This is a genomic window from Pseudoruminococcus massiliensis (assembly GCF_900291955.1).
Lineage (GTDB): Bacteria > Bacillota > Clostridia > Oscillospirales > Acutalibacteraceae > Pseudoruminococcus > Pseudoruminococcus massiliensis.
Genome location: NZ_OLMR01000012.1, coordinates 1 through 22,168 on the forward strand (window position 1 = coordinate 1; position 22,168 = coordinate 22,168).

Sequence of the window (22,168 nt, forward strand, 5' to 3'; positions counted from 1 at the left end):
CCAACCGCAGAACTTACTCTTCCTTTGATGAACTGAAACTGAGCATTTTTCAGTATATCAACGGTTTCTACAATTCTTTCAGACCTCATTCTCACAATAACGGCCTCTCTCCTGATCAGGCAGAAATAAATTTTTTGTGAAATTTGCTCTTTTACTTGTCTACTTTATTGACTATGGTCCAATCTCACAGCCGAAACGGTAGGCTTCCTCGTAGAACTGCTTGGCGTATTCGTATCCACCGTGCTCCTCAAAGTACCTTGTGTTCACATCAATGACCAACTCGTTAAAGATCGTTGCACCGGCTTTCTGCCCTCTTGTGGAGATTTTGCCCTCGTCAATGAGCCGCTGGAAATACTCGTTGTAGGTCAAACCGCCCGTGTCCTTGAAGTGAACATTGCGAGCAATTTGCTCGGTGTCTACATTAAGATTTGCGTAGCTTTCATTCTTGCGCTCATTGTGTCGCTCGGTTTTCTGCGCTCCCTCTGCGGAGATTTTCTCCACTCGAACAACGCTCCAGTTTCCTTCCGCCATTCTCATCACCTCCAGTCAGCGGAAAGGGCGGGGGTGCGGGTTACGCAACTTTTTCAAAGTGCGTAACCCACTATGACACTTTCAGCTTCGCTGCAAAGATGTCGTGGGCAAGGGCTTTCCTCCCTTGACCTCCCTCAAAACCTCAATCAAATAGGCAGGTCGTCCTCGTCCGTGACTTCCTGCCCATTCTCAATCGTTTTTTCAACCTCCGGCAAAGTCCAGTACCAAAGAAAGCCGTCCTTCACAGAGCGAACTCCGGCTTTCTTCTTGTAGGTTGATTTCTTGAAGCCAGCTACCTACCGCCCGCCAACAGGGAACGAATAAAATCCTTTGCCGCTTTCTCCGCACTCAACTCCAGCTCGTCAAGAAAGTTTACGCCTTTGTCGGCCACCTCAAAGAGAATAGCCGAACCCATCGGCGCAAGGTTGCTCTTGACCTGCACCAGATAACGCTCGGCGGGGTTCTGCTTGTTTGCCGTGCGTGTGACGGCAAGAATACTTCTCGCTGCTCCGGCAATGTCGATAGAGTCATTGGTGCGATAGAGGGGGCTTGTGTCCTTCGCCTTGTTCATATGGCCGATGATAACGATGGCACAGCCGGTGTCCTTAGCAACGACAATCAGGTGGTTGAACTCAGCTCTTGTTTCGTTGGCGTTGTTCATCGAGCAGGTGTCACCGATATACGAACTCATCGGGTCGAGAATCAGCAGCTTGGCGTGGTACTTCTCCACGGCTTCACGGATACGGTCGTCTCCAAAGGTCAGGCTCTTTTCATCCTTCTTGATGAAGATGAGCCTGTCCCCATCACCGCCCGCCGAATTAAATCTCGGCACAACGGTATCGTCTGCATCGTCCTCATCGGCAAAGGGCAGCGGCGCTCCCTTGGAAAGCAAAGCGGCAAGAGAAAGCATCAGCTTACTCTTGTCGTCGCCGGGGTTGCCTTGCAGCAGTGTGACCTTGCCGAAAGGAATATACGGATACCACAGCCAGCGCACCTCTTTCGGGGTAATCTCGCTTGCCTTGATGATTTCCAGCTTTGTGGAAATGTTGTTCGGATAGTCTGTCATTGTCTTGTTCTCCTTTTCGATAGATAGTGCGGGCATTGGATAACGGTGGCACGGAAGCTCTTCTTGCAGCTCCTTTCGCATTTCCTGCAAAGCTCGTTATATTTCTTCCTGCCACGCTCATCAAGAAAGGACGCCCATTCTCTCTTGAGGTATTTCGGCATACGGGGCATAACGGACACCTCCTTTTCGCTGCCGAATTGTCGATTTGCTCCCGAAACGCAGAAACGCCCAAAACCTGACCCCGCTGTATAGTTTCGGGGCGTTTTTGGGCGTTTTCTTTCGATATGAGCAGCTTTGTTTTGACGGCGGTATCCTTTACCGCCAACCATTCAAAAGCCGCTGTTTGTCACTTCCGGGTAACAAAAAAGCGCCGTATTGCTACGACGCTTTTGTCTTGCTCGGAAGATCGAGCAGGGGAACGCTATTCAATTATCTGTTGTACTTTTTCTTTCTGCTGACAATCGTTGTGCCAATAGCTGCCCCGCCGAACAGGGCAAGCCACAGTGCAAGGTTGCTTGTATCGCCGGTCTGTGGAAGTTTGGAATCGTCTTTCAACTTCGCCGTTACGGTGTCGGCTTTTTTGATTTCCTTTGTACCGTCCTTGTCGCTGAAATACTTGCCACAGCCTTCGCAGTACCAGTACTCGATATTGCCCTCGGCATCCTTGGTCGCCGCCTTTGCGTCGATATGCTTGAGGTCAGAGTGGTTGTTTGCATCAAACTCACCGTAGGCTTTACCGCAGACTTCGCATACCGCTTTTTCGGTGCAGGTCGCTTTCCCGCCGGTGTGCTCAGTCAGCTTCTTGCCGCAATAATCACACTTGTGGTCTTTGTTATCGTCTGCACACTCGCTGATTATATAATCGCAGATATCACATTTATGGTCTTTGTTTGCATCGATGCAATTCTTCGTTTGCTTGCCTGCAGAGCATCCGTCAACGGTGCAGGTGCGGGTATGGGTGCCGTCGCCGTTCGATGCCCATTCACCGAAGGTGTGTCCGTCATTGACCGTAACGGTCATTTCAGCGGTGTTGCCTGCCTTATCGGTGACAATGATTTTCTGTTCGCCGTCCGCAGGAGAGAGAACAAAACTGTTGTTTTCATCGAGTGTGACCTTCGTTTCATTGACAATAACGGTATCGATATACTTCTCGTCAATGGTAACGGTTTGTGCCTCGCAATAGGTCTTGCCGTTCTCTATGCCCTTGATTACGGGGCTTGTTCCGTCCAGCACGATACCGTCCGAGCAAATGTAGTCCGTATTGCCCGCCTTATCGGTCAGTCTAACATAGATAATATATTCATTATCGGGGTCAATGCCGAACGGTGCGGTGTACGCTGTGAAGGTCATGCCGTCAAGCTCCGTTTTTGTCAGTTCCTTATTTGACAGCAGATATTCAACCGTAACCGACTCGCCGCTGTTGTCGGCGGCGTTTATCGTCACCGTTTGCGTGTCCTTAAAGAACAGGCCGAAGGTGATGTTGTTGAGGAACGCTTTCCAACTGTTCTCGCTGATTTTAATTTCGCCCGTGGGCTTTTCGCTATCTTTCCACTGTGCCGTGACAGTTATATTCTCCGCAGGCATGGTCGTGGGAATTTCCATATCCCAGCCGATAAAGGTGTAGCCCTCTCTTGTCGGGTCAGCAGGGGCGACAATCGCCGTGCCGTAGTCCTGCGTAATCGGAGCAATTTCACTGCCGCCGGCGGTGTCAAAGGTGATCGTGTACGAATTAACCTTCCATTTTGCCGTGATGGTCATGTTCTCCGCAGGCATGGTCGTGGGAATTTCCATATCCCAGCCGATAAAGGTGTAGCCCTCTCTTGTCGGGTCGGCAGGGGCGGTAATCGCCGTGCCGTAGTCCTGCGTAATCGGAGCAATTTCACTGCCGCCGGCGGTGTCAAAGGTGATCGTGTACGAATTAACCTTCCATTTTGCCGTGACAGTTATATTCTCGGCAGGCATGGTCGTGGGAATTTCCGTGTCCCAGCCGATAAAGGTGTAGCCCTCTCTTGTCGGGTCGGCAGGGGCGGCAATCTGCGTGCCGTAATCCTGCGTAATCGGGGCAATTTCACTGCCGCCGGCGGTGTCAAAGGTGATCGTGTACGAATTAACCTTCCATTTTGCCGTGATGGTCATGTTCTCCGCAGGCATGGTTGCAGGAATTGCTTTATCCCAGCCGATAAAGGTATATCCTTCTCTTGTCGGGTCGGCAGGGGCGGTAATTGGTGTGCCGTAATCCTGCGTTATGGTAATATCCGCTTCGCCGTTTTCGGGCTTGACTGTGACGGTATATTGATTGATTTCCCACTTCGCCCAATATTCCTTGTTGCCCGTTTCGGTGTCGCCGATTGCCGTAACAGGAGAGCCGGTCAGATTTTCGTTGTAATACCAGCCCTTGAAGGTGTACCCGGTGCGCGTCACATCTGTCGGGAGTGTTGCACCCACGCTGTAGGTGTATTCGGTGACATTGCCGCTGTTGATCGTGCCGCCGTTCGTATTCAAGGTTACGGCGTAGGTCGGGGCTGTCCACTGCGCCGTCAGTTTCGTCACCTCAGCCGGAACACTGTCGCCGGGGGCGTAGAATTTACCGTTGCTGCCAAGCCACATAAAGAAACTTCCTGCATCCCCGTCCGGGCGGGTCAGACCGTCGGACGCAGGCGCGGTAAACTCGCTGCCGGTTTTCACGATGATTTGAATATCCTCGGAGCTATTACCCAGCTTGCCGCCGCCAAGGTCAAGGGTAACGACCTTTAGTCCGTCAGAACCCAGTGTGCCAGGGTTCAGGACTTCAAGGACGGGGCGGAAACCGAGGTAGACGTTCCGAAACGAGGACGAGGTGTAATACCAGAAGCGGGCCGAGTTGTACCCACGGTACGCCCGGAACGACTCGGCGGCAGAAGAAGTATCCTGTCCCCACGAATACATTTTATTCCAGTTTTGGATATATCCGCTGTTCTTGTCCAGTATCCTGTCCCATTCATTATTTGACGGCGTGTCGTGTTGGGACTCACCCGAGCCTGTAGAGTTACTTCCCACAGACGGTGCGCGCAGGGTATAGTCCACGCCGCCGCTGGCATAATTTTTGCCGAAAATCAGACCTTCGTCATTCAGGCCCCCCCAGCTAATCGTATGCGTTACGGCATAGTCCGCCACAAACAGGCTGTGGGGATATTTGTTCTGCTGTGCATACTCCTCGGTGGTTGCCGTCGCAGACGTGAGTTTGTAGGCTTCTATCGTTCCCACATAGGTAAAGGGAACATAGTGCAGCGACGTATCCGGCAAAGAAACCGCACCATCTGAGTTTCCGCCGTTTGCCGTTCCGGGAATATTCATCGCCGAAAGGTCAAAATAATATCTGCCGCCGGGGGTGAGGAAAAACTGTTCTGATAAAGCAAACTGCGCCGTGAGCTTGGTAACGTCCGCCGGAACACTGGCACCGGGGGCGTAGAGCTTCCCGTTGCTTCCGAGCCACATGAAGTAGCTGCCTGTATCTCCGTCCGGGCGGTTCAGACCGTCGGACGCAGGCGCGGTAAACGTGCTGCCGGTTTTCACGATGATTTGAATATCCTCGGAGCTATTACCCAGCGTGCCGCCGCCAAGGTCAAGGGTAACGACCTTCATCCCGTCAGAGCCCAGTGTGTCAGGGTTCAGGACTTCAAGGACGGGGCGGAAACCGAGGTCCTCAATAGAACCGGTTGCAGGATGACCGTAGCAGAAGTGCGCCGAAGTGTACCCGCGGAGCGTACGACTCCACGTATCATTGCTCCAGGTGTCCTGCCCCCAGGAAGCCATCGGCCACCAGTTTTTGATATACCCGGTTGTGTTGTCTTCTGAATCCTGACCGGATTTTTTCAAAATTGTGTCCCATTCATTATTGGCGGGAATACCGCTTTCGCCATAGTGGCCGTTATAGGCGGTTCCTGCAGACGGGGCGCGCATGGTATAGTCGATGCTTCCGCTTGAGTAAGTCTTTCCGAAGATCAGCCCTTGTTTGTCCAGTGCATCCCAACTCACGAAATGGGTCACGTTGTAATTCGCAATGAACAGGCTGTGTTCGTAGGAGGTGGTATCGGTGTCAGCTGCACTATCCAGCGAATAAGCGTCCACCGTCCCCACGTAGGTGAAGGGCACATAGTGCAGGGTGCCGTCTGTTTGGGTGCCGCCGTCAAGGGTGCTGTTCACCGTGCCGGGAATCCCCATCGCCGACAGGTCAAAATAATATCTGCCGCCGGGGGCGAGGGTAAACTGCTCGTCAGGCTGATTTTCCACCGTCAGCGCAATGTCTGTGAAATTACTTGCGTAATCGGTATTATCATCGCCGTTATACTGTTCGCTGAAGACCTTCAGGGTATAGCTGCCCGGTGCAATGTTAGACGGGATTTTGATTTCAACCGTTCCGCTTTTGGCAGTAGGCTGTGCTACTCTGCCATAATACCGTGCGCCGCTGCTATCCGCAATGATGGCGGAGATATATTCATTTATCCCTGTGGTCGCCCCTTTGTAATTCAGCGTAACGGTATCGCCGGGGTCGCCGCTGACAGCTTTTTCCGTTACGGCAAAACTGCGGCTACTATCTAAAAGCGTCAGCTTCCACTCATTGCCGCTGTATTCGGGGACTGCTGTCAATCCTCCGTCGGGCTTTCCGCCCACGTCGGCAGATGCAAAAAGGACAGAGTTCAGATTTAAGTTAAAAGCGGGACGAACAGTCCGATGATTATTTTTCTTGCGGATAGAGACCCCAGAGTATTGAACAGAACCATCACTACTCACGATGGCGACATAAAAAGTCTTGGAGCCAGGAGAGCGCAGGTACCAACTACTTGTCACCCAATTCGGATGCGCAGGATCCAAGGCACGCAGATCGTTGTTTACCGCAATAGCCTCTTTTGTGGAAAGCGGCCAAAATACAGCGTTATCCACCTGCCCTCCCGCTACACAGTCGGTATTTTCTCCGTTGTAACTTCCGCTTGTAAGCGCCCGTTTCTTTACGGCAGCATTTTCTTCTGTCGTCAGCTTTTCCGCAAGCGCATCTATCGCGGTTTTCAAATTACTCGGTGCGTATTCGTTGTATAATATGATATCGGCAAATGGTATAACTCCCATAGCGCCTGCCGCAAGCAGGGTCATATCCCCCTGTGCGCCGGCAACACCGCTTCCGTCATAGCCGATAACTCGCCATGCGGCAGGCTTATTTTCTTGGTTTTTCCCGAAATACACGGTCGGTGCGCTCACTGTGTTTACATTTTTACTTAGTGCATCTGTGCCAAGCTGTACCTTCCTTTGCAGACGCAAGCGCAGCGTGCTTTCCTTATGAATATTGTAATCTGCCATCGTGCGCCCGTTCTCAAGCTCTTTTTCGCCCAAAAACAGTCTTTGCGCATCGGGAGAAAAGCCCGTTTTTTCCTGAATTTTCTCCTTGATATTGTCAATGCTGTCGCCTGACACAACCTCGAGCGTTAAGTTTGCCTGACCGACAATGGTCAAGTCAATATAAATCTCAATTGCGCTTGCCATCATCGGTACAAAGCTCGTCATCATACAAAAGACGAGCAGGATACTGAATAATCGTTTTCTCATGTTGTTACCTCCGTTTCGCCGTCTCTAGACAGCTTAAAATCGTATTTCATTTCCAGCATAGCAAACAGCTTATACATAACCTCTGTGGCAATCGCCTTGATATCCAGTGATTGAATAAAGGCAAGCACCTTTGCCTGTTCTTCCTCCGGTACACGATATACTCTCATTGATGCCGTCAAAAAGCGGCTGAGTTTGCGTTCCAATGGAAAATGAATATCACATTTTCTCGCCATATAGCTGCGCATCAATCCTGCCGTGCCAATTTCCATCTCGTAAAAGTCGCTCTCGGTATCATCGGGGAAATTTTCACCAAAAATCTGCTTCAGCTCTGCTGTGGTATGCAGGTAAATATATTCCGATGTGTCGGGCAGGGAATAGGCTTCAATGTAGATTTCTCGCAGGTTCTCATTCAGTTCAGTCAGGGTCAGTTGGATCGCCGTTTCCACCGCATAAGCGTAAACCGGTGGCAGTTTGCTGTCTGCGATGCTTCTTGCCATGCCGAACTGTCCGCCGAACATCGTTTCGGTCAAATCCAGCAAAACTCTGTCCTTGGTCGGAAACAAATTCAAATAACTTCCTCTTGCCACGTCTGCTTCGTCCACAATCTGACTGACAGAGGTGTTTTTATACCCCTGTTCCAGAAAGAGACGGACGCACACGGTCAGTATTTTCCTCTTTGTTTCACTGCTGTCTCTCCGCAAATATATCACCTCTCTTTAAGCGTTTTAGTATATATACCAATAATATCATAACAAGTGAAAAAAGGCAAGTGGAATTTGAAACTTTACCTCCGTAAATTGTGACATTTCCGCAAACGCTGGTTTCTTCCATTACTCACGGAACTTTATGACTTCTTGAATACTACCCGCAAAGGAAAAGCCGCTGTCTGTTGACAGCGACTTTTCTTACTTAGTATTAACAGTATATAAGCTCACTCGAAACGATTTCCATAGCAGCACTGCGAATATACCGCAGGTGTCGCTGTCCCCAAATGCCGATGGGTCTGCCCTCCGGCTCGTCCTCTCCGGCGATCAGATAGTAGTCCCCGACAAGCTCATAGCGCAAGCCTGTCCGTTCGTCCGTGATGAATTCTTCCATTGTGTCGTCCTCCTTGGTTTTATATTGCTTCTCTGGCTTTCTGCCCGGATTGCTTACGGTGATATGTTGTGGTCAAGCTTTTTTGTAACACTTTGTTCGATAAATATCTACCTGTAACGAGCCTCCATTGGTGTTAAATAATTATTGTATGAATGAGGACGAACATAGTTATACCAATTTATGTATTTCATAGTTAGTTCATCCATCATCTCTACATTTGAAGATGAAGTTATGTTATAAAAGTTGCTTTTGAAAGTGTGTTGTGATATAATAATTCCATTGGTCCAAAGTCTATTGAAACAGCTATTTCCCGTTCTATATAAATTCAAATCATAGTTGTGGCGCATATCATAACTGACAGACACCCTAACGAAATACTAATTGTCTGGAAGCTCTATGAGAAAGCCACAAATATGTGAATAGGAGTAATTTATGGTAGAACTATATGTCAATGATATAGAGAATGCTCTAAAGAATAAAAGCTATTTTTCTGCATTAGCTATGTCGCTTGCATTGCCTGATATATGCGGTGCAGCAGAATATCCAAACGAAACATCTACTGCAAAGCGCTATATTGAGTGGTATAATAAGTATCTCGGAGAGTATATGTCAGACGATAGTGGTAATCCGTATCTGAGTGGTGAAATCGTATATAATCTCAGAAATACCTTTCTTCATGCTGGTTCTCCGAATATAGACAGCAACAAGATCAAGGATGAAGCAAACCAGCTCGACAGATTTATGCTGATTCTTGGAGATGGTACAGAAATGTGTACGACTTTATTTATTGATACCCCTATTGTTAAGCTGCGTACTATGATTGTCGATGTTACATATTTATGCAAAACAATATGTGACCGTTCACTTTGGTACTATAAGAACAATACGAATAAATTTCATTTCGATTTTTCGATTGATACGCAGGATCATTTTTTATCCGGTGAGGGCAAGCTACCTTCAGGAGATCCAATCATCGAAGCACTTAATCAAAAGTTAGAACAATCAGGCGATACTCGAAGATTTCTGGAATCTCAGGATCACACTACGGTTGATGTTATTACTGGAGACTTAAATTATATCTTTTCAAATGAGGAGTTAAAGCAGAGGTATCTGAACGGCGAGAAGATCAAGTTAGTAAGAACAATGCCACCAACTGACACACCCGTCATTACTTCAAATACTGAGTCAACGGTAAAGAAAGAATCAGCACCTAAGAAAAAAACTGCTTCTCCATCTAAAAAGAAAACTAAGCCAGATAAGAGAGAAGCACAGGTACGCTCTTTCTTCGGTCAGCACTTTAAGGAAAAGAAGTATAAGCAGAAAAAAGAGATTATCATTCAGGCAATCCTCAAATCTAAAACTAAACAACAAGTCAACAATGCTCTTATGAAGTCTTTTGCAAGTGAGGAAACAGGAGTGATATACAAACGGCTATCTCCTTTACTCGCTTCGCTGCCAGGCAAATAATCAATGAGCGCCCTCTGATAGTTCAGGGGGCGTTTCCGTTCGTCTGAGGGAGCTGTCAAGCAGAGGTTGGCTCGGCAATGCCGTGTTCCGATTCATACTCCCTGACACGGCGATAGAAAGTGTTAGTCGACAAGCCCATTCTCCACATAAAGTCACGCCCTGTGATACTCTTGGACTTCCATTCCCCATAAAGCTGACCGAACCTCGTCCAGTCGATTTTGATAGGCTTCCGCCCCATGTACTTTCCCTGCGCCTTAGCGATCTCGATGCCCTCACGCTGTCGCTGTTTGAGCTGCTCACGCTCCAACTGAGAGAGGGCAGCGAACACGGTCAACATGAATTTGCCCGTAGGCGTGTCGGTGTCGATATTCTCCTTGTGGCTGATGAGTAGCAAGAAAACAGATTGTGGTATTCATTTCTTTCTCAATGATTATCAGTTTATGAGATTATGGAATAATCCTGAAAGATACATAGATTTGCTTAAAAAATTTAATTGTGTATTATCGCCTGATTTCAGCCTTTACGCTGATTATCCGACAGCGTTGCAGATTTATAATCATTGTCGCAAACATTGGCTTGCGGCATATTGGCAGATGTATGGCATTGAGGTAATCCCCACGATATGTTGGAGTAATGAAAAGAGTTTTGAATGGTGTTTTGACGGAGAACCAAAGCATAGCACAGTTGCTGTTTCAAGCATTGGAACTCAAAATAATAAAACGGCAAAAGAGTTATTTTTGAAAGGCTACAACGAAATGATGAAACATTTACAGCCTGAAACAGTCATTTTCTACGGCAAGGTTCCCGAAGAATGTGCAGGAAATATTATTAATATAAAATCGTTTCAGGAAAAATTTATGAGGTCAAAATAATGGGTGGAAGAGGCTCTTCAAGCGGTATAAGTGATAAGGGCAAGAAGTACGGTACAGAATATAAAGCAGTGTATCAATCAGGTAATATCAAATTTATAAAAATTAACAAAGGCAATATAACACCGCCTTTTGAAACGATGACTAAAGGCAGAGTATATGTAACTGTAAGCAATCAAGATAAACTGAAATCTATAATCTATTTTGACAAACATAACAAAAGATACAAACAAGTTGACATTGATCACCCGCATAGAATTAGCGGTGAATGGACTGTACCGCATACACATAAGGGATATTTCCACAATGAAAAAGGTACTTTTAAATTGAGTGAAAAAGAGCAGAAAATTGTTGACAAAGTAATTGAAATATGGGAAAATAAAGTTGATAAGTCATAGTAGAGTAGGAGAACGTTCGCTTTGGCTGAACATTGAGTTAAAACCAATTTCCATGTTATTTAGCAAAGCTACTTAGCCTCAATAGATTTTGGTTGCCAAAGATTCACGAAAGACCCCGGTGCAAATCCGGGTGGCTATCAAAGACAGTACAGCAATGTGCTGTCTTTTCTTTTGCTTATTTTACGAAAGGACGGTGACACCGTGAAAGACAAATTAAACGCAAGACAAAAGAAGTTTTCCGAATATTATGTGCAGAGCGGTAACATCGTTCAGAGTGCGATTAAGGCGGGCTATATCGACAACAAAGAAAAATACACACTCAAAGAGCATTATGGCTACGGTTATATAAAATATCGTCTGTATAGAGAAAATGGCGATGAGATACCGCCTAATTCAATAGAACAAACGAAATGGATTGACGGCAAGGGCGTTACCTTTGACGAAAACATAATGCTTGCTGTGCCTTGTATATTCGGCGACAGTGAACAGTATAAGAGCAGAGGAAGCAATATATTTGACGGTAAGACAGATGATTTTGATGCACTCGACGAAGCATGGTCACAGTGGATGGACGCACTCAGGGCATCTCGTTCAAAGAGCTATATACCGGAATGTCTGTTACCTCGAAATCCTGATACTGGTATGATTATTAAACCTAATGCCTTTGATAACAGATATATTTCAACAAATAACGATATGTCTGAAACAGGCTGTAATAAAATCACTCTCGACCAGCCTAATATCCCACACGAAAGCTACTTGCAAACATACATAACAGCCCTTGATTTATGTTTGCAGGGAATAATATCACCGTCAACGCTCGGCATTGATGTCAAAAAGATGGATAATGCCGAAGCACAGAGAGAAAAAGAAAAAACTACTCTATATACCAGAGGAAACCTTGTACAGCTTGTGGAAGAATTTATGCCGGAGCTTGTAAAAGCTGTTGTCTGTGGTTATCAGATATGGCACGAGTTTGATATTATTCCTCCGACTGTTGCTATAAACTTTGGAGAATATGCTAACCCAAGTTTTGAAGCTGTTGTTGAAACAGTAACTAAGGCAAAGCAGGGCGGTATTATGAGTACTGAAAGCTGTGTTGAGGAGCTTTATGGTGACAGCAAAGACAGCGAATGGAAAGAACAGGAAGTCGCAAGGCTGAAAGCTGAACAGGGCGTGCAGGATATGAACGAGCCAATGCTTAACAGTATGACTGCTGAAAGCTTAGCAGTCGATAGCACAAATAACATAGATGAGCCTATACTGAATGACAGCTCCAATGCGGCTACAAGTAAGCTTAACGGCGCACAAATTGCAAGCTTATTGAATATCATACAATCATATAAAGATGGTGCTATATCAAGAGGTGCAGCAATTTCTATTGTAGTATCAACATTGGGTGTTTCACAGCAATCAGCAGAAACATTCATTGAAGAACCAATAAAAATGAGGATTTAAAAAATGTCTGATTACGATATTGGTAAGGCTTTTGAAAAAATCGAAAATGAGCTTATAGCTTCGATGATTAGGAATTTAAGCCGCCATAGAGCCGAAGAATCAAAGCTCGGCATAGAATGGTCACAATGGCAGGTAGAACAGCTCAAGGCACTTGAAGTCTATAAGAGAAAGAACAGCAAGAGATTTACAAGTCAGTATAATTCTATAAATGAGCATATCCGCAGAGCCTTGCGGGATTCCTATAACGACGGTGGCACTAAGCAGGAACGACAGATTTTACAAGCTATAAAGCGTGGTTTCAAAGGCAAAGGCAAAAACAAGCCAGCATTTACTGGTGTGGCTGAAACAACGGGAGAGTTTTTCAAGACGAACGAAAGAAAGCTTAATTCTTTGATTAAAGCAACTACTCACGATATGGAAAAAGCTGAAATTGCTGTTTTAAGAATGGCTAATGACCGATACCGCAAGATTATATTCAATGCTCAGGTTATGGCAAATACTGGTGCGGGAACTTATGCAAAAGCTGTTGATATGGCAACGAAAGACTTTCTTTCAGCTGGCATAAACTGTATCGAGTACCGAAACGGTAGGCGAGTAAACATCAAGTCTTATGCAGAAATGGCACTGCGTACAGCAAATAAAAGAGCATATCTTCAAGGCGAGGGTGCTAAAAGGCAGGAGTGGGGAATATATACCGTCATTCTGAATAAGCGAGGAAACCCTTGTCCGTTGTGTGCTCCTTTCGTTGGCAGAGTGTTCATTGATGATGTGTGGAGTGGAGGACCCAAGAACGGCATATCTCCCGTTACGGGCGTTAAATATCCGCTTTTGTCCGAGGCTATAAAGAACGGCTTATATCACCCAAATTGCAAGGACGCACACACTACATATTTTGAGGGCATAAGCACACCGCCCAAAAACAGCCAATATACCGCCGATGAGCTTGACGAACTTGCGGAGAGATATAACAATGCCCAGAAGCAAAACTACGCTCAGAACGAAGCTGAGCGAATGGAGCGTATGTCTAAGTTTTCCCTCGATAAAGATAATAAAAGAGCTTATGGTGCAAGGGCTGAACAGTGGAGGGAAAAGGCACATAGCTTTTCTGTTTCCAATAATGATAAAGCACAATATTATAAACCAATAACTGAAACAAAAGAAATTGAAAGGTTTATAAGAAAAGATAAAGAGATAACTTTGCATAAGACTACATCAGCAAATGATATTTATTTATCAGAAAGTGTAAAAATCAAGCGAAAAGCGTTTCATAAATTTGATACAAATATCAGTGAAGTTTATAAGATGTTAGGTGAAATAGATTCTGTAAATAAGCCCAAGATTTATATAATCTCACCTGATGAGATGACTTCAAATGCAGTGGCTTCATATCAGCCTATTGAAAATATTCTTAATATAAATTCTGTGCTATTTAATACGGACAGTTTAGTTGAACTACAAAAAGATTTTGCTTGTCCAGATAGCGAAATCAGTACGATTCTGCACGAGCTTATACATTGGCAGGACGCAGATAAGTATAAAAGAAAATTTGGTGAAATTACAGATTTTGGCAAATATATCGAATATTTGAATAAAAAGTTTGCTCCAAAACTTGAAAAACTTCAAAAAAGGGGATATAATATCTTTGGTATAAGTGAGTATGCTTCAAATAAATTGAATGAACAGATACCACGACTTGATGAGGTATATACAGAATATCGAGTTAAAAAGATGATAGGAGGGTGATGTTATGCGTATTGTAGCTTCTGAGGATGAGAGAAATTTATGGAAAATGGTTAAGCCATATTTAAAGCCAGAAGGATTAGCACTTGTATTTGATGAGGATAATGCCCCAGCAAATATAAAAAAAGCGTATGAAGAATATAATAGAATCCACGCTAAAGCATACCATGATGCTTTGGTAGCTGATGGCTTAATTTAACCGCTCCTTGTGAGCGGTTTTTCTATGCCCGAAAGTAGGTACGAGAATGAGTAGGAATATATTAAAAATCATGTCAAAGACTTATCAGTCAGAATTTTCTCATCACTATGCGTGCTGGGCAAATAATCACAGAGGCTGGTCAAAGCAGAAGAAAAAGAATCGCAGAATAGCTAAAAAACGATTAAAAAGAGCATACATAGAAGATTTCTTGAAAATTTAATTTTGAATTTTCAAAATAGATTTCTTAAAAGTAGGTGAAATAATGGATTTTCGAGAATTTATAGAAGAACGCTTCATAAAAAGAAACTAAGCACTTTGAAAAATCAAGGTGCTTTTTTAATGCCCAAAACTCTGACGGCGTTAAAAGCTGAGGAATAAGCCGACGGGCATAAAACGGAGGAGAATATTATGTCAGAACAGCAAACACAACAGACTGCTAACGCTCAGCAGAATAATACGGGCGGAGAAGGTAACACCGCCAAAGGCGGAACACAGGCAACTTATACACAGGAACAGCTTGATAGTATGGTACAGGCGAGAGAACAGAGAGCAAGCAATGCCGCCTTGAAGTCATACTTTGCACAGCAGGGAATGACCGAGGAGGAGATAACACAGGCAATAAATACCTATAAAACGAACAGGGAAAAGAATAAGCCCGATGTTAGTGCTATGCGGGCTCAAATCGAGCAGTACAAGCAGTCAGAGCTGACCGCAAGACTTAATCAGCAAGCAACGCTTACTGCTTTCAAGCTTGGTATTTCAGCCGATACGGTACCGTATATTTTAAAATTGGCTGATTTTTCGGGCGTTACCGATGAAAGTGGAAAAATCAATGATGAAAAGCTGAAATCAGCTGTAAGCAAGGTCCTTGAAGATGTTCCACAGCTTAAAGGCGAAACATCAAAGGGTGGTTTTCAGAAAATCGGTGCTGACGGCGATAACAGCGAAGACAAAGAAAAACAGAACGCTATGCTTAGAAAAGCGTTCGGACTTAAAAATTAAGAAAGGCAGGAAATTTTATGAATAATATTGAATTATCAACAGTATATCTTCCATTGCTTGACGAGGTTTATAAGGAAGCAAGTAAAACTTCAATCCTTGAGGGCGATGAGGTAACAGTAAAAAAGGGCAGTAATGGCGAAATAAAGATTGCTAAGCTTGATATGGACGGACTTGGCAATTTCAGCCGTAACGACGGTTATACAAAAGGTTCAACATCTTTTGTGTGGGAAACAGTCAAGTATGATAAGGAGCGTTCTCAGGATTTAAGAATTGATAGACTTGATAATGACGAGGCTCTCGAAACTCCATTTGCAAAGCTTTCAGGCGAATTTATCCGTACTAAGGTTGTACCTGAAACAGATGCCGCACGAATTGCGAAGATTTGCAGCACAGAGGGTATTACAACAAAAGCTGAAAAGCTTTCTAATGGCTCGGAAGTTATTAGTGCTTTGCGTGCTTGCTCAAACACAATGGACGAATTAGAAGTACCAACAGAAAGCCGTATACTCTTCATCACACCGACACTCAGAACAAGTATTGACGACCTTGATACAACTCAGTCAAGGGCAGTTCTTTCTAAGTTTTCGAGCATAATCGAAGTACCTCAGACAAGAATGTATACTGCAATAACTCTTAATGACGGTACTACAAATTACGGCTTTAAGAAATCCGAAGGTCAGTATGTAAAGACTAAAGACACAGACATTGTAAAGGACAAGAAGTATTACACTGAAAGTGGTGGCATTTATTCAGAGGTTTCTTCTCCTGCAAAATCTGCTTTGAATACCTATTATGAGCTTGTTGGCGTTGGCAAGAATGTAAACTTCCTCTGCGTTGAAAAGTCCGCTGCCGTTTGTGCCATCGACCAGTACATCAAGTATTTCTCACCAGACCAGGACCAACAGGGCGACAGCCATGTATTTAAGTACCGCAACAATAACCTTTATGCATATTGCTATGAAAACAAGCTTGCAGGTATCTACTGTTCTTATGTGGAGTGATGATTTATGCAGAATTATGCAACGGAAGCAGATTATCTAAAGTATTATACGGTAGTGCCTGAAAGCTTTGATAATCTTGTCCGTAAAGCAAGCAGAATAATTGACACTTTGACCTATAACAGAATCATAGGAAAGGGTTTTGATAATTTAACGGATTATCAACAGGAAACCATAACAGAGTGCTGTTGCGAGATTGTGCAGTTCTATGATGAATATGCAGATATGCTCGATACAGTGCTTAAATCTTACGGCATAAACGGCGTATCAATGCAGTTTGACTATAATACAGGTGTTTGCGTTAAGAATGGCTGTATAGTTCGTCAGATTACTTATAGCAGGCTGATGTCAACAGGCTTGTGCTGTGGGGTGCTGAGATGAAATATCCTTGTTTGGTGCTTAAATCTGTATGTACTACACCGATTACGATTACAGTATATCAAGAGGGTTTAAGTGAGGACGGAGAACCGCTAAATGCTCTTGAAATCAATGCCTTATGCAATTATCAAGACAAGGCTAAAACCGTTCTTACAGCCGATAAACAGCTTGTGCAATTATCTGCACAGGTTTATTTTATCGGTGATATTGCCCTTGAATTATCGACGCTTTCAAACGGCGAGATTATTGTGAATGGAGTTAAGCGGAAAATCTATCAGGGTGAAAAAGCTCGAAATCCTGACGGCACAATCAATTATACGAGATTGGACTTGATATAATTATATTATCTGTATTGACAATGTATTAACAATGTGATAATATAATATCAAGGAGGATGATATTATGGCTATGTCAAATATAAATATTAGAATCGATGCAGAGAAAAAAGCAAAAGCTCAAGAATTGTTTTCTTCACTTGGAATGGATATGAGTACCGCAATAAACCTTTTTATCCAACAGGCAATAGAATTTAATGGTATACCTTTTGTAATTCGCAAATATAATTCTGAAACAGAGGCTGCATTTGCTGAAGTTGAGAAGATGAAAAAACACCCAGAATTATATAAAGGATATACTGATATTGATGAATTATTTGAGGATTTGGATAAATGAAATATATAGTTAAATTCACGAGCCAATTCAAGAAGGACTATAAGAAAGCACAGAAACAGCATAAGAATATAAATGTTTTGAAAAGTGTTGTTAATATGCTTGCAAATGGTGAAACATTGCCCATAAAGTATAGCGACCATATTCTTATAGGAGATTATAAAGGAAAACATGAATGCCACTTAGAACCAGATTGGCTGCTTATTTATGAGTATGACGGTGACGAGCTTATACTTTATCTTTGCAGAACAGGCACACATAGCGATTTATTTTAAGATTAAGCACTTTGAGAAATCAAGGTGCTTTTCTTATGTTAAAAAGGAACTTCATATGAAAGTCACATCAAAAATTAAGATAAATCAAACAGCAATAAAAGCTATTACAGCAAAAGCACAGGCAGCTCTTGAGCAGACGGCAGAAGCACTCATACGGAGGTAGTTCAAGCACAGGTTATTCCAAGAGACACAGGAGCACTGCAGAACGAAAGCAGTTTTGTTGATACATCAAAAAGTAATCAAGGCAAAGTTTCTATTGTGTCTTCAACACCTTATGCTCGCCGCCTTTACTATCACCCTGAATACAATTTCAAAAAAGATGAGAATCCAAACGCAAAGGCTCACTGGTTCGAGGATTGGCAAAAAGGCGGAAAGCACGAAGATTTCTGTAATAAAGCTTTTGCAATAATTATGAGAAGGTTGATGAGATGATTTATTTAGCTGATATACGGAATTGGCTTAAAGGGTTTAATATTGCTGATTATTACTACTCAGATAAGCTCAATTTTGAGCAGAAACCACAAATTAAAATTAAGGATACAATTTTGATAGTGAATGATGAGGCAGTAGCACTTCTTGAAATCCTGCCAAAGCTGAACGGCAATGTCACACCTGAAACTATAAGTGATATGTGCAATATTCTCTTTGATGAATCAGAAATGCAGAAGCTCAAGAAGTTAAAGCTTAATTTTGAGGACTTCACAACTCTTGTACAGTCGGCAGTTGAACTCGTTGCAGGCGGTGAAGAGCCGGGGGAAACAGCGACCCTTGCTACGACATAATAGAGGACTTTGATTTAATAGTTTCCTCGTTTTTGTCGGAGTATGGGGTCAGGATATATTCAGAGGACTTCAAACATATGAAATGGGACGAATTTTGCTCGCTTCTGCGTGGCTTGAGTGCTGATTCACCACTTGGCAGAATTGTGCAGATACGAGCAGAAAACGACCCAGAAAGGCTAAAGTACTTCACCGCACATCAAAAGAAAATCCGTTCAGATTGGCGAAACCGCAGAGCAAAGCATGTTACTCAACAGGATTCGGCTATGGCTCTTGAGCAATTCAAACAGATGTTTATATCAGCGACTAAATAAAATATTTGACAAAACTCTTGAAAAATTTTGTGATTTATGGTAATATTTTGACAAATAATTACAAAATTCTCAGGAGGTTGTGTGAAATGCAATGTAAACATTGTGGTGCAGAAGTTGGAAGTGAGTATCGTCTTTGCCCTTATTGCAGAACTGAACTTGAGTATCCAACACAAAACAACAGCGGAGGTCAACCAACAATTATTGTTCAGAATATTATAAGCAGTGAAAAAGCTTCGCCAAAGCGAAATAATGTTGGTTATGCTGTAAGAGGTGTTGCGTGCAGTCCGAAAAGTAAAAAGCTAACTTTAATACTTGCGATCGCACTCGGCTTTTTTGGTATACATCGTTTTTATGTTGGGAAAATTGGTTCAGGTTTTATCTGGCTACTTACCTGTGGAGGCTTTTTCTTTGGTTATATTTATGACATAATTAAAGTTTTAAGTGGTACATTCAAAGACGGGAACGGCTTGCCAGTAAAAAAGTAAGTATATGGAATTTTTAAAATTCACACGCAAAAAAATAAAAGCGTACATCAGAAATGGTGTGCGCTTTTATTTTGCAATTTTTAGATGAAAGGAGGAATTATATTGAGTGATATAGTAGGTCAGATAGCTCTTGAGATGAATCTTGATTCAGGTAAATTCAGAAAGTCGTTAAAAAACTTAAACAAGACTGCTGATAATGCGGCTAAATCAATGAAAAGCTCTTTTAGTGGAGCTTTTAAGAAGATAGCAGGTGCAGCTGCGGCAGCTTTCAGTGCGGCGGCAGTAATAAAGTTCGGTAAAGATTGCGTAGAATCGGCGGCAAGCGTTAATGCCGCAAACTCTCAGCTTTCGCAAACTTTCGGTAATTTACAAGGCAATGCCGAAGCAGCTATGAAAAGAGTTGCAGATTCAAGCGGTATAGTTCAGTCACGCTTGCAAGGCGTAGGAACGAGTATTTATGCTTTTGCAAAAACTACTGGAATGGATTCTGCAAACGCTCTTTCGATGATGGAAGAGGCTTTGCAGGTCACAGCAGATAGTGCGGCATATTATGACCGTTCACTTGAAGATACCGCAGAAAGCCTGAAATCATTCCTCAAAGGCAACTATGAAAACGACGCAGCTCTCGGTTTGTCCTGTACAGAAACAACTCGAAATACTGCCGCAAATAAGCTGTATGGTAAATCATTTCAGGATTTATCAGAATCGCAGAAACAGCTTACACTTTTGCAAATGGTCAAAGACGCTAACCAGCTTTCAGATGCTATGGGGCAGGCGGCACGAGAAGCGGACGGCTGGGAGAATGTAACAGGTAACTTAAAAGAGGCTTGGAATCAATTGCTTGCTGTTATAGGACAGCCTATATTAAAAGTGGCAACAGCTATTGTGCAAAATCTCACATCAGCAATTCAAACGCTTACAGAATATGCAAAAATGGCTTCTAATGCTCTTAGTGAAATGTTTGGCTAAGGGTTATTAGAATGTTGCAGAAAATATATGATTTGCTCAACAGCGAAGAAACGCAGTATGTAAACAATACATATCTTGATAGCGAGCTTATAGAAAGAAAAATTGTTAAGGTTCGTAAGAGAAAAAATAGGCGTTATGGAGGTGCTTTGAATGTTTAAAATAAACGGTATTGAAATGAGTTCTCCGACAGGTTGTACTTGGCAGTTATCAGACTTATCAAGTGATGAGAGCGGTCGCTCTACTCGTGACGGCTCGATGTCAAAGGACATTATCGCACAGAAACGCACTCTAAGCTTTACTTGGACCATGCTTTCGTGGGTAGAGGCTTCTAAGCTTGCAAATTTTTGCAAAAACAAGGGTGCAGTTGTAATGCTTACATATCCAGACATAATGTCGGGTGGATATATGACAGGGCGATATATGATTACAGCGGAAATGCTTACAAGACATATATTACAAATGTTACCTTTAACATTGACAATAAAATGCAGATAGCTTGTGACGCAGAAACATTCAACGAAAAGAATCGTGCCGGAGGAAGTCAGTCGGCTACAATAATTGCTATGGCTAAAAAGCAAACAGAAATGCAAATATCCGAGTATGACATTAGGGTACAGCAGATGAATCGGCTTGCAACAAATGCTATGGGGTATTATGAAACCATAGAAACTCAAGACGACGGCTCAATTATTTGTTATATGCACGATAAAGAAAATTTATCCGATAGCAAAACAATATGGAAAAAGACTGTTGACGGTATTTTTATATCATCTGACGGTGGAAAGACCTATATAGCAGGAGTTGATAAAAATGGAAATGCTGTTTTAAAAATCCTTGCAACAGAAGGTATAGTTGCCGATTGGATAAATGCAGGAACTTTAAACGCAAATCTCATTAAGTCAGGCACTTTAAATGGTAATACTATAAAAGCAGACACACTGAGTGGCGAAGATATTAAAACAGGTACTCTTGATGGAGATACTATAAAAGCAAATACATTAAATGGTAATACCATTATTGCTGGTACATTAAATGGAAATGCCATTAAGACAGGCACTCTTGACGCTGGTCAAATTTCCTCCGGAAGTATTGACGCAGGTATGATAAAAACTGGAACTATAAAAAGTTCAGGAACCAATCCTAATTCGCTATTGATTGCAATACATTGATAAAAATCAAGGAGTGATGGATACGGATTCAAGCGTGATTTCTGCACTTATTTCTGGTGGATTGGCACTTATCGGTACTTTTGGCGGTATTTTAGCAGGTAATAAATTAACAACCTATCGTATAAGTGAATTAGAAAAGAAAGTAGATAAACATAATAATTTAGTTGAGCGAATGTATCACCTCGAAGAAAAAACAAGTGTACAAGAAGAACAACTTAAAATTATTAATCATAGAATTGCCGATTTAGAAAGCGAAAGGAAGTAATAATATGAAAAATAAAACAAAGGTTTGGTTTAAGGCTGCGGGTATCAGAGCAATAAAGACAATGGCTCAAACAGCGGTGGCTACGATTGGCGTAGCAGCAGTTATGCAAGATGTAAATTGGCTTGCGGTAGCATCAGCAAGTTTATTGGCTGGTGTTTTGTCTGTACTTACAAGTATAGCTGGATTGCCTGAAGTGGAGGAATAATAAATAAGCATTATAGAAGCAGCTATTTATGGAAAGATACAGAAATTTTCAGGTGATTTAAAACCATTTATCCCCGAAGAAAGAAAAGAATTAGAAGAATGTAAAAAACAGATTGAAAATTATAAAGTGCAAGTAAGTACTTATGAGTCTGAGATTGCCGAAAAGAATAGCCAGATTGCTGAAAAGGATATTGACGCTTGGAGCAACTAATCTCGCAAAGCTCATCTTGGCAAAGACACTCTTACAAGCATTGTTAT

The 22,168-nt window shown here is 43.0% G+C and carries 31 protein-coding genes and 1 pseudogene; 24 read left to right on the top strand and 8 right to left on the bottom strand.

Annotated features, from left to right (window positions below):
• A partial coding sequence (locus C9914_RS10855) for an IS3 family transposase (protein ID WP_158707400.1) occupies nt 1-140 on the top strand: 140 nt, incomplete at its 5' end.
• A 31-nt stretch (nt 141-171) separates the two neighbouring features.
• On the opposite strand, the gene C9914_RS10860 is transcribed toward C9914_RS10855, so the two are convergent.
• From C9914_RS10860 to C9914_RS12045, 7 genes are all read right to left on the bottom strand, one after another.
• Nucleotides 172-531 carry a plasmid recombination protein gene (locus C9914_RS10860; protein WP_242972123.1) on the bottom strand — a complete coding sequence of 120 codons (360 nt, stop codon included), beginning with the start codon at nt 529-531 and terminating at the stop codon, nt 172-174.
• Nucleotides 532-823: 292 nt separating this feature from the next.
• Complete coding sequence (locus C9914_RS10865; RefSeq protein ID WP_242972124.1) at nt 824-1,597, bottom strand: AAA family ATPase; 774 nt, start codon at nt 1,595-1,597, stop codon at nt 824-826.
• On the bottom strand, nt 1,594-1,926 hold the full coding sequence (locus C9914_RS11560; RefSeq protein ID WP_158707408.1) for a hypothetical protein: 333 nt from the start codon (nt 1,924-1,926) through the stop codon (nt 1,594-1,596). Before C9914_RS11560 ends, C9914_RS10865 begins: the two co-directional genes overlap by 4 nt.
• A gap of 100 nt (nt 1,927-2,026) precedes the next feature.
• The gene (locus tag C9914_RS11925) at nt 2,027-7,174 is read right to left on the bottom strand and encodes an InlB B-repeat-containing protein (protein WP_276329549.1); all 5,148 of its coding nucleotides are present in this window, start codon (nt 7,172-7,174) and stop codon (nt 2,027-2,029) included.
• Complete coding sequence (locus C9914_RS10890; protein WP_408003198.1) at nt 7,171-7,875, bottom strand: TetR/AcrR family transcriptional regulator; 705 nt, start codon at nt 7,873-7,875, stop codon at nt 7,171-7,173. Before C9914_RS10890 ends, C9914_RS11925 begins: the two co-directional genes overlap by 4 nt.
• Nucleotides 7,876-8,089: 214 nt before the next feature.
• The gene (locus C9914_RS10895) at nt 8,090-8,272 is read right to left on the bottom strand and encodes a TnpV protein (protein ID WP_242972126.1); all 183 of its coding nucleotides are present in this window, start codon (nt 8,270-8,272) and stop codon (nt 8,090-8,092) included.
• A 107-nt stretch (nt 8,273-8,379) separates the two neighbouring features.
• Nucleotides 8,380-8,619 carry an integrase core domain-containing protein gene (locus C9914_RS12045; protein ID WP_106765378.1) on the bottom strand — a complete coding sequence of 80 codons (240 nt, stop codon included), beginning with the start codon at nt 8,617-8,619 and terminating at the stop codon, nt 8,380-8,382.
• Nucleotides 8,620-8,704: 85 nt separating this feature from the next.
• On the opposite strand from C9914_RS12045, the gene C9914_RS10905 reads away from it, so the two are divergent.
• Entirely contained in the window at nt 8,705-9,739 is a 1,035-nt protein-coding gene (locus tag C9914_RS10905) for a hypothetical protein (protein ID WP_106765380.1), read from the top strand.
• Nucleotides 9,740-9,794: 55 nt separating this feature from the next.
• Here C9914_RS10905 and C9914_RS11955 read toward each other — a convergent pair.
• A pseudogene (locus tag C9914_RS11955) lies at nt 9,795-10,127 on the bottom strand (recombinase family protein); the annotation flags it as partial.
• Here C9914_RS11955 and C9914_RS10915 point away from each other — a divergent pair.
• The 22 genes from C9914_RS10915 to C9914_RS11010 all read left to right on the top strand — a co-directional run bounded on the left by C9914_RS10915 (nt 10,123) and on the right by C9914_RS11010 (nt 21,911).
• The gene (locus tag C9914_RS10915; RefSeq protein WP_242972127.1) at nt 10,123-10,611 is read left to right on the top strand and encodes a DUF4417 domain-containing protein; all 489 of its coding nucleotides are present in this window, start codon (nt 10,123-10,125) and stop codon (nt 10,609-10,611) included. The pseudogene C9914_RS11955 and the gene C9914_RS10915 overlap by 5 nt on opposite strands.
• On the top strand, nt 10,611-11,006 hold the full coding sequence (locus C9914_RS10920) for a hypothetical protein (protein WP_106765384.1): 396 nt from the start codon (nt 10,611-10,613) through the stop codon (nt 11,004-11,006). The genes C9914_RS10915 and C9914_RS10920 overlap by 1 nt, the downstream gene beginning before the upstream one ends.
• 201 nt (nt 11,007-11,207) lie before the next feature.
• Nucleotides 11,208-12,464 (top strand): terminase small subunit, encoded by a 1,257-nt coding sequence (locus C9914_RS10925; protein ID WP_158707409.1) that lies wholly within the window; start codon nt 11,208-11,210, stop codon nt 12,462-12,464.
• Between the two features lie 3 nt (nt 12,465-12,467).
• Nucleotides 12,468-14,207: a phage minor capsid protein gene (locus tag C9914_RS10930; protein ID WP_106765388.1), complete on the top strand. Its 1,740-nt coding sequence runs from the start codon at nt 12,468-12,470 to the stop codon at nt 14,205-14,207.
• 4 nt (nt 14,208-14,211) lie between these two features.
• Nucleotides 14,212-14,403, top strand: coding sequence for a hypothetical protein (locus C9914_RS10935; RefSeq protein WP_106765389.1), 192 nt, complete (start codon nt 14,212-14,214; stop codon nt 14,401-14,403).
• A gap of 46 nt (nt 14,404-14,449) precedes the next feature.
• Nucleotides 14,450-14,623, top strand: coding sequence for a hypothetical protein (locus C9914_RS11565; protein WP_158707410.1), 174 nt, complete (start codon nt 14,450-14,452; stop codon nt 14,621-14,623).
• A 188-nt stretch (nt 14,624-14,811) separates the two neighbouring features.
• Nucleotides 14,812-15,405 carry a hypothetical protein gene (locus C9914_RS10940; protein WP_106765392.1) on the top strand — a complete coding sequence of 198 codons (594 nt, stop codon included), beginning with the start codon at nt 14,812-14,814 and terminating at the stop codon, nt 15,403-15,405.
• A 17-nt stretch (nt 15,406-15,422) separates the two neighbouring features.
• A complete protein-coding gene (locus tag C9914_RS10945) occupies nt 15,423-16,406 on the top strand; it encodes a hypothetical protein (RefSeq protein WP_106765393.1) in 984 nt (327 codons plus the stop codon).
• 6 nt (nt 16,407-16,412) lie between these two features.
• Nucleotides 16,413-16,784: a head-tail connector protein gene (locus C9914_RS10950; protein WP_106765395.1), complete on the top strand. Its 372-nt coding sequence runs from the start codon at nt 16,413-16,415 to the stop codon at nt 16,782-16,784.
• The gene (locus tag C9914_RS10955; RefSeq protein WP_106765397.1) at nt 16,781-17,119 is read left to right on the top strand and encodes a hypothetical protein; all 339 of its coding nucleotides are present in this window, start codon (nt 16,781-16,783) and stop codon (nt 17,117-17,119) included. The genes C9914_RS10950 and C9914_RS10955 overlap by 4 nt, the downstream gene beginning before the upstream one ends.
• Before the next feature lie 64 nt (nt 17,120-17,183).
• Nucleotides 17,184-17,453, top strand: coding sequence for a type II toxin-antitoxin system RelB/DinJ family antitoxin (locus C9914_RS10960; protein WP_106765398.1), 270 nt, complete (start codon nt 17,184-17,186; stop codon nt 17,451-17,453).
• On the top strand, nt 17,450-17,725 hold the full coding sequence (locus tag C9914_RS10965) for a type II toxin-antitoxin system YafQ family toxin (protein ID WP_106765400.1): 276 nt from the start codon (nt 17,450-17,452) through the stop codon (nt 17,723-17,725). Before C9914_RS10960 ends, C9914_RS10965 begins: the two co-directional genes overlap by 4 nt.
• Nucleotides 17,726-17,983: 258 nt before the next feature.
• Nucleotides 17,984-18,157, top strand: coding sequence for a hypothetical protein (locus C9914_RS11865; RefSeq protein ID WP_242972128.1), 174 nt, complete (start codon nt 17,984-17,986; stop codon nt 18,155-18,157).
• A complete protein-coding gene (locus tag C9914_RS10975; RefSeq protein ID WP_106765401.1) occupies nt 18,154-18,507 on the top strand; it encodes a hypothetical protein in 354 nt (117 codons plus the stop codon). The genes C9914_RS11865 and C9914_RS10975 overlap by 4 nt, the downstream gene beginning before the upstream one ends.
• 32 nt (nt 18,508-18,539) lie before the next feature.
• Nucleotides 18,540-18,818, top strand: a complete 279-nt coding sequence (locus tag C9914_RS10980) for a Gp15 family bacteriophage protein (protein WP_242972129.1) — start codon at nt 18,540-18,542, stop codon at nt 18,816-18,818.
• 86 nt (nt 18,819-18,904) lie between these two features.
• Complete coding sequence (locus C9914_RS10985) at nt 18,905-19,303, top strand: TM2 domain-containing protein (protein ID WP_022263660.1); 399 nt, start codon at nt 18,905-18,907, stop codon at nt 19,301-19,303.
• A 102-nt stretch (nt 19,304-19,405) separates the two neighbouring features.
• Nucleotides 19,406-20,272, top strand: a complete 867-nt coding sequence (locus C9914_RS10990; protein ID WP_106765405.1) for a hypothetical protein — start codon at nt 19,406-19,408, stop codon at nt 20,270-20,272.
• Nucleotides 20,273-20,283: 11 nt separating this feature from the next.
• The gene (locus tag C9914_RS11570; RefSeq protein WP_022263685.1) at nt 20,284-20,430 is read left to right on the top strand and encodes a hypothetical protein; all 147 of its coding nucleotides are present in this window, start codon (nt 20,284-20,286) and stop codon (nt 20,428-20,430) included.
• The gene (locus tag C9914_RS10995) at nt 20,423-20,767 is read left to right on the top strand and encodes a hypothetical protein (protein WP_106765406.1); all 345 of its coding nucleotides are present in this window, start codon (nt 20,423-20,425) and stop codon (nt 20,765-20,767) included. The genes C9914_RS11570 and C9914_RS10995 overlap by 8 nt, the downstream gene beginning before the upstream one ends.
• Nucleotides 20,758-21,441 (top strand): hypothetical protein, encoded by a 684-nt coding sequence (locus C9914_RS11000; RefSeq protein WP_106765408.1) that lies wholly within the window; start codon nt 20,758-20,760, stop codon nt 21,439-21,441. The genes C9914_RS10995 and C9914_RS11000 overlap by 10 nt, the downstream gene beginning before the upstream one ends.
• A 16-nt stretch (nt 21,442-21,457) precedes the next feature.
• The gene (locus tag C9914_RS11005) at nt 21,458-21,706 is read left to right on the top strand and encodes a hypothetical protein (RefSeq protein WP_022263805.1); all 249 of its coding nucleotides are present in this window, start codon (nt 21,458-21,460) and stop codon (nt 21,704-21,706) included.
• Nucleotides 21,707-21,710: 4 nt separating this feature from the next.
• Nucleotides 21,711-21,911: a holin gene (locus tag C9914_RS11010; RefSeq protein ID WP_022264535.1), complete on the top strand. Its 201-nt coding sequence runs from the start codon at nt 21,711-21,713 to the stop codon at nt 21,909-21,911.
• The last annotated feature ends 257 nt before the right edge of the window (nt 21,912-22,168 follow it).

Coding starts and splice junctions, on each gene's coding strand:
- C9914_RS11000 (WP_106765408.1), top strand. CDS start 20,758: ATGCAGATAGCTTGTGACGCAGAAACATTCAACGAAAAGAATCGTGCC.
- C9914_RS11925 (WP_276329549.1), bottom strand. CDS start 7,174: ATGAGAAAACGATTATTCAGTATCCTGCTCGTCTTTTGTATGATGACG.
- C9914_RS10940 (WP_106765392.1), top strand. CDS start 14,812: ATGTCAGAACAGCAAACACAACAGACTGCTAACGCTCAGCAGAATAAT.
- C9914_RS10920 (WP_106765384.1), top strand. CDS start 10,611: ATGGGTGGAAGAGGCTCTTCAAGCGGTATAAGTGATAAGGGCAAGAAG.
- C9914_RS10950 (WP_106765395.1), top strand. CDS start 16,413: ATGCAGAATTATGCAACGGAAGCAGATTATCTAAAGTATTATACGGTA.
- C9914_RS10905 (WP_106765380.1), top strand. CDS start 8,705: ATGGTAGAACTATATGTCAATGATATAGAGAATGCTCTAAAGAATAAA.
- C9914_RS10965 (WP_106765400.1), top strand. CDS start 17,450: ATGAAATATATAGTTAAATTCACGAGCCAATTCAAGAAGGACTATAAG.
- C9914_RS10935 (WP_106765389.1), top strand. CDS start 14,212: ATGCGTATTGTAGCTTCTGAGGATGAGAGAAATTTATGGAAAATGGTT.
- C9914_RS10985 (WP_022263660.1), top strand. CDS start 18,905: ATGCAATGTAAACATTGTGGTGCAGAAGTTGGAAGTGAGTATCGTCTT.
- C9914_RS10975 (WP_106765401.1), top strand. CDS start 18,154: ATGATTTATTTAGCTGATATACGGAATTGGCTTAAAGGGTTTAATATT.
- C9914_RS10930 (WP_106765388.1), top strand. CDS start 12,468: ATGTCTGATTACGATATTGGTAAGGCTTTTGAAAAAATCGAAAATGAG.
- C9914_RS10895 (WP_242972126.1), bottom strand. CDS start 8,272: ATGGAAGAATTCATCACGGACGAACGGACAGGCTTGCGCTATGAGCTT.
- C9914_RS11005 (WP_022263805.1), top strand. CDS start 21,458: ATGGATACGGATTCAAGCGTGATTTCTGCACTTATTTCTGGTGGATTG.
- C9914_RS10955 (WP_106765397.1), top strand. CDS start 16,781: ATGAAATATCCTTGTTTGGTGCTTAAATCTGTATGTACTACACCGATT.
- C9914_RS11565 (WP_158707410.1), top strand. CDS start 14,450: ATGAGTAGGAATATATTAAAAATCATGTCAAAGACTTATCAGTCAGAA.
- C9914_RS10960 (WP_106765398.1), top strand. CDS start 17,184: ATGGCTATGTCAAATATAAATATTAGAATCGATGCAGAGAAAAAAGCA.
- C9914_RS10915 (WP_242972127.1), top strand. CDS start 10,123: ATGAGTAGCAAGAAAACAGATTGTGGTATTCATTTCTTTCTCAATGAT.
- C9914_RS11570 (WP_022263685.1), top strand. CDS start 20,284: ATGTTGCAGAAAATATATGATTTGCTCAACAGCGAAGAAACGCAGTAT.
- C9914_RS10865 (WP_242972124.1), bottom strand. CDS start 1,597: ATGACAGACTATCCGAACAACATTTCCACAAAGCTGGAAATCATCAAG.
- C9914_RS11010 (WP_022264535.1), top strand. CDS start 21,711: ATGAAAAATAAAACAAAGGTTTGGTTTAAGGCTGCGGGTATCAGAGCA.
- C9914_RS12045 (WP_106765378.1), bottom strand. CDS start 8,619: ATGCGCCACAACTATGATTTGAATTTATATAGAACGGGAAATAGCTGT.
- C9914_RS10945 (WP_106765393.1), top strand. CDS start 15,423: ATGAATAATATTGAATTATCAACAGTATATCTTCCATTGCTTGACGAG.
- C9914_RS11560 (WP_158707408.1), bottom strand. CDS start 1,926: ATGGTTGGCGGTAAAGGATACCGCCGTCAAAACAAAGCTGCTCATATC.
- C9914_RS10860 (WP_242972123.1), bottom strand. CDS start 531: ATGGCGGAAGGAAACTGGAGCGTTGTTCGAGTGGAGAAAATCTCCGCA.
- C9914_RS10995 (WP_106765406.1), top strand. CDS start 20,423: ATGTTTAAAATAAACGGTATTGAAATGAGTTCTCCGACAGGTTGTACT.